A 1,364-nucleotide genomic window follows, 5' to 3' on the forward strand; every position below is an offset into this window, starting at 1 on the left:
GGGTTAAGTAGCAGAAAGTGTGTCCGGTCGGCGTGTCGCCGTCGGGCGTATTTTTATTTGAGGGGTCCTTTCCTGATTCCGATGGAGTGGTTGTATTCGGTTGGGATAGCGTTGTCGTAGAAGGCTGGTCGGCCGGTTTCCTGGTCGGCTTTGTTGTGGTCTTCTTCGACAAGATTGTTGACTTTGGCGAGTTGGTCTTGTCCGAAATTGCACTGCCTGGCGATTGTGAGGGGATCGTCAGGCAGCTGCGTTTTCGAGTGGAGGTACCACTCGAGCATTTTGCGTTGGCGCTCTCCTGTCCTGCCGCGGTGGGCGTCGGCGATGCGTTTGAGTTGGGCGTTGATGCCGCCTTCTAGACTGTTGGTAGTTGCAGCCCACCGGCCTGGTTCGAGCGCGTGTGGTGGTGGCTGCAGGTAGGTAAACAGCCAACCTTTGCGTGAGAGGTGCAACAGCGAGTTGTAGGCCTTGCGTACCCGCAGGTGGGTCCATTCCCACTGCCGATTGAGGGTTCTGCGCTCCCTCGGCACCGGTGTTTTCTCATTGAGGAAATTGGCGTAGACGACCCCGAAGTCATGCAGGTTCAGCGTCCATTCGCGGGCCTGTTCCAAGGTGGTGATCTTGGTCAGCTTCAACGCGAGCGCGTAGATTGCTTGGCCTGCGGTGGTGCGTGGTTTGGAGGTGGTGTAGCGGCGGATAACGCGCTGGGCGTGGACCAAACAGCGCTGGATCTGCGTATTGGGCCAGCACGATTTGATGGCGGTGTACGCGCCTTGTCCGCCGTCAAGGACAACACACAAGGGTTCTGCGATCTTGTTCAATAGTTGCGTGTAGGCGTGGGCGGTTTCGCTTTTCGCCCAATGCCAGGCGATGACATGGTCACAGCTAGCGGCGACGAGCAAGCACCCGGCAGCGGTATATGTGCCGTCGATGAAGATCTGATCGTAGACGCGGTGGGGTTCAGTGCTGTTGGGCACCTCTATGAGCCAAAACGGCTCGAACCGGCGGTCAAGCGTCCACCGACTTACACCTCGCTGACGGGCTACTTCGGCCAGTGTTGCGGTGCACGTGATGTAGGAATGGAAGGCTAAGAAGTCGCGGGTTTGGGTGAGGTCGGGGCGGGTGCGTGTGGTTGAGTTGCCACAGCTGGGGTTTTTGCACCGCCATCGTGTTGTGCCTTTGGATGTGGTGCCGTTTTTCTTCATTTGCCCAGCGCATACAGGGCATCGTGGTCTGTTTCGTGTCACCAAGAAAGCACACCAACTGCCGGATACCACATCCGGGTGCCATTCCGGTGGATTGACGAAGAATCGAGTCTATATAAGGACCTCAGCCATATATAGACCCGATTTAGCTAACCTGAGCAG

1 protein-coding gene is annotated in these 1,364 nt (G+C 57.2%); it reads right to left on the reverse strand.

Going from position 1 to position 1,364, the window contains the following annotated elements:
• Positions 1-53: 53 nt before the first annotated feature.
• On the reverse strand, positions 54-1,244 hold the full coding sequence (locus QP109_RS09185) for an IS1249 family transposase (RefSeq protein ID WP_285024431.1): 1,191 nt from the start codon (positions 1,242-1,244) through the stop codon (positions 54-56).
• Positions 1,245-1,364: the final 120 nt, after the last annotated feature.

It is taken from the genome of Pauljensenia sp. UMB9872 (assembly GCF_030212665.1).
GTDB classification, from domain to species: domain Bacteria; phylum Actinomycetota; class Actinomycetes; order Actinomycetales; family Actinomycetaceae; genus Pauljensenia; species Pauljensenia turicensis_B.